General features: G+C 56.2%; 4 protein-coding genes. 2 read left to right on the top strand and 2 right to left on the bottom strand.

Annotated features, from left to right (window positions below):
• Together E1180_RS00265 and E1180_RS00260 are read right to left on the bottom strand one after the other, a co-directional pair.
• Positions 1–810, bottom strand: an 810-nt coding sequence (locus E1180_RS00265; RefSeq protein WP_155189092.1) for a LysR family transcriptional regulator, incomplete at its 3' end; no start/stop codon positions are given.
• A gap of 133 nt (positions 811–943) precedes the next feature.
• Positions 944–1,750, bottom strand: a complete 807-nt coding sequence (locus E1180_RS00260; protein WP_155189091.1) for a creatininase family protein — start codon at positions 1,748–1,750, stop codon at positions 944–946.
• 264 nt (positions 1,751–2,014) lie between these two features.
• Between E1180_RS00260 and E1180_RS00255 the strand changes: the two genes are divergently transcribed.
• Both E1180_RS00255 and E1180_RS00250 read left to right on the top strand, forming a co-directional pair.
• Positions 2,015–2,863, top strand: a complete 849-nt coding sequence (locus E1180_RS00255) for a putative metalloprotease CJM1_0395 family protein (RefSeq protein ID WP_208996753.1) — start codon at positions 2,015–2,017, stop codon at positions 2,861–2,863.
• A 117-nt stretch (positions 2,864–2,980) separates the two neighbouring features.
• A partial coding sequence (locus E1180_RS00250; RefSeq protein ID WP_341873532.1) for an MFS transporter occupies positions 2,981–3,376 on the top strand: 396 nt, incomplete at its 3' end.

Genomic DNA, 3,376 nt, shown 5'->3' with positions numbered 1-3,376 from the left:
TCTTGGCCTGAATGGCCTGAAGACGATCATAGGTGGCCCCATCCCCAACCTACCCACTTCCTGAGCGTGATATGCCGTGATCATATCGCAAATCAGTGCACAGAGTCCGGCCTCTACAAACTTGAGCCCAGGCAGAGCGGTCTGCAGCTCAAACCTTTGATTAAAACGTACTCCACTGTCCCGGAACTTTGCGAGTGTCTGACGGTGAGTCTTGTGGTCCGAGTGCAGCAAGGCCAGCGGATAGCCATCAAGGTCGTCGGGTGTAATCACTTCCTTCGATGCAAGCGGATCCGTCGACGAAAGAGCGCATAGGCACTCAAGATCAAAGTCGATTTGGTCAAAGGAGTTTCGCGAGGGCGGTGTCTCGGCAAGTCCAATGTCGTAGTGTTGCGCGGCGATCAATTCCTCAATTTCCGACGAGGATCTTGTTGCGAGCGCCACTTTGACACTTGGCTTGTCGGCGATAAATGCCGACAGCGTTCCGGGCAAGAAGGATGCCGTTGCTTCCGGGATTGCAGCGACGCGCAGCTGCCCGTGTTCCCGGTTGGCAAGACCGCGGAGTGTGCGCTTCGACGTCTCAAGCCTTTTGAGGATCGCTTCTGCCTCTTCAAGGAAGAATTCGGCCTCCGGTGTCGGCACCAGCCGGCCTTGTTCCCTGACAAAAAGCTTAAGTTCCAGCTCCGTTTCGAGCCCTGCAATCGTCGAGCTCACAGCTGGCTGTGTCCGTCCCAGCGTCCGCGCCGCCTCGGAGATCGAACCGCTCCGCATAACTTCGCGGAAAGTTGCCAGTTGCCGGATTGAAAGGTTCATTGCCACCCTACAGACACGGAAAATCTTCAATCATTCCAATGTGTCTGTCTCGAACAGCGGCGTCAACCAGACCCTGTTTTCGTTTGGTCAACCTTACTTGACCGGGATCGCAGATCCGTTGGCATTTAGGCGGTTACGGCGCGTCTGGTGACCAGAGACGGGCAAGGTCAAAGCGATGGACGTCTTCGAGCAGTTCGATAAAGCCTTTGGCGGCATGATCAAGAGAAAGCCGCCCCTTCTCCGCGCTTGCTTCTGCCGCGTTGCCAAGTGCGCCACTTGGATTTAGATCCTGCGCCTTCCAGCCATATTGGGCCTTGCCGTGACCTCGCAGATGTTTGAATTCTTTGAGGTATTTTTGCTGTTCCGAGGGAAAGTCGGTTGCAAGGTCCATGCGGACCAGATCCGGCCGGAGATGCAGCATCAAAGAGGTCTCAATGTCTCCGCCGTGAATTCCATAGTCGAACTCTTCAGGCCGGTAAGTGTTGTCGGGTTGTCCAAAACGCAGCCAGTTTGTGGCCACGACAAACATGTCACATTTGATCCGCAGTTCCCGGGCAACGATATCAAGAATAGGTACGTTCCCACCGTGTGAGTTGATCAGTACGAGTTTGCGAACACCTGCGCGGGCAACGCTTTCGCCAATCTCGACCCAGCTTTTTGTAACCGTTTCCCAGTTGAAGGTCAGCGTTCCGGGTGATGATATGTGCTCATCGGATTTCCCGATCGATTGGATCGGGAGAAACGTTGCCGGAAGCATCCTTGGCAGAAGGTCCAAAACCCTTTTGATCTGTCCGTCTGCAATCACCGTGTCCGTCGACAAGGGAAGGTGCGGCCCGTGCTGTTCAATTGCAGCGACAGGCAAAATCGCAATCCAGTGGTCCCTTTCGGGATGCTGGAAGTCGACGGTCGTCATGTCCTGCCAAAAGTGCTTGGGCAGCATGGCCCCTCCAGATATGCATTCCGTTTGCTGTCAGTGACATGGCGTGAGTTGAAACACAAGCAGCCGCTCTCGTTCGTTTCACAAACAAATGATCCTGTTTCTTAATGAGAATTAAGAATTTGGCGAGGAGTTTGGGCGACACTCCGCGCCATGATCGGTGCATTATTGTCAAATACGCCGGTAAATTTATTACGAAGTAGCGGCGTAGCGAGCGAGAGTGCCCCTGGTACAGCTGAGATCAGTCAGGACCGGGCCGGCGTTCCTGTGCGCGATAGCCTTGCGAGCCCTCGCACGGCTGCAATCAGCGCCGGTTCCAGCGTTCCACTGACATCGCAAGCCGTGCTCGCCCTTCAGGATGCGGAAGAGGCCTCTGGAGCTGATGCGCGCCGAGAGACTGGAGAGAGCTCCTCGCGCAATAGCGGCAATGGCCAGGCAGCGCCAGCTGATGGAAACTCGGAGAGTGTCCTCCAGAATGCGCAGCAAGCTGAGGAGGACGGCGATAGCGACGGCGATGGCCTGACCGAGGCGGAGGAAGAGCAGATCCAAAAGCTTGCTGAACGGGATCGGGAGGTCCGCGCACATGAGCAGGCGCATGCACGGGTGGGCGGCCCATATGCGAGTGCGCCCAGCTATACTTTTCAGCAGGGGCCTGACGGCAAACGTTATGCCGTTGGCGGCGAAGTCCAGATTGATACGTCCACAGAACGCACGCCCGAGGCCACAATCCGCAAGATGCAGATTGTTATCCGGGCCGCTTTGGCGCCGGCTGAGCCATCGTCGCAGGATCTTCAGGTTGCCCAGCAAGCACGGGCTCAGCTCTCCGAAGCGCAGTCGGAAGCCCGCCAACAGGCGGCTGAAGAGCTGCGCGGCAACGACGAAGACACAAACAGTATAACTGCTGACCCGGTTGAGACAGCTGGCAGTGAAGCGGCGGCAGGTCCAGCCAACGGCACGGACAATTCGAGTAGCGGTAATAATGGCCCTGATGGAGCAGCCTCTGGCGGTACTTCCGACCAAAGTGCTCAAGATCAAAACGCCGCTATTGCCGCCTATCAGTCAGCGTTGCAGCGGATTACAGAGCAGACCTCCGGGCTCGGATCGCTGATTACCTGATTGGACCGCCATTATCACCGGTCGACATGTCCGAGCCTTGTGATGAGCTAAGCTCTATGACACAACTCGCTCTCACCACTCATTGAAGCCCGCTTCTTTCACAACAGGTTCCACACAATGTCCGTCCGTGCTGCCCGTTATGGTGTTTCAGCAGTCTTTTTTCTGTGCGGGGCGCTTTTCGGTATGTGGGCGTCACGGATCCCGGACATTAAAACAAACTTCGGTTTGGATGAGGCCAGCCTTGGCGCGCTTTTACTGGTGCTGGCGCTTGGATCTTTTACAGCATTTCCGCTGTCGGGTTACCTTATAGACCGCATAGGCGCCGCGCTGGTGAGCAAGATCCTGACGATTGCCACCCTTTTGGTTTTCGTAAGTATCGGTCTTGCTCCAACGATCCCGTTTCTAGCCCTTTGTCTCGCTTTGGCGGGCTTTTCGATCGGCGGACTGGATGTAGCGATGAATGCCTGGGGCGCTGAGGTCGAGACGCGATTGGCTCGGCCGGTGATGAGCTCC

It is taken from the genome of Roseibium denhamense, assembly GCF_009711415.1.
Lineage (GTDB): Bacteria > Pseudomonadota > Alphaproteobacteria > Rhizobiales > Stappiaceae > Roseibium > Roseibium denhamense.
This window is presented reverse-complemented; position numbering and strand designations above follow the sequence as displayed.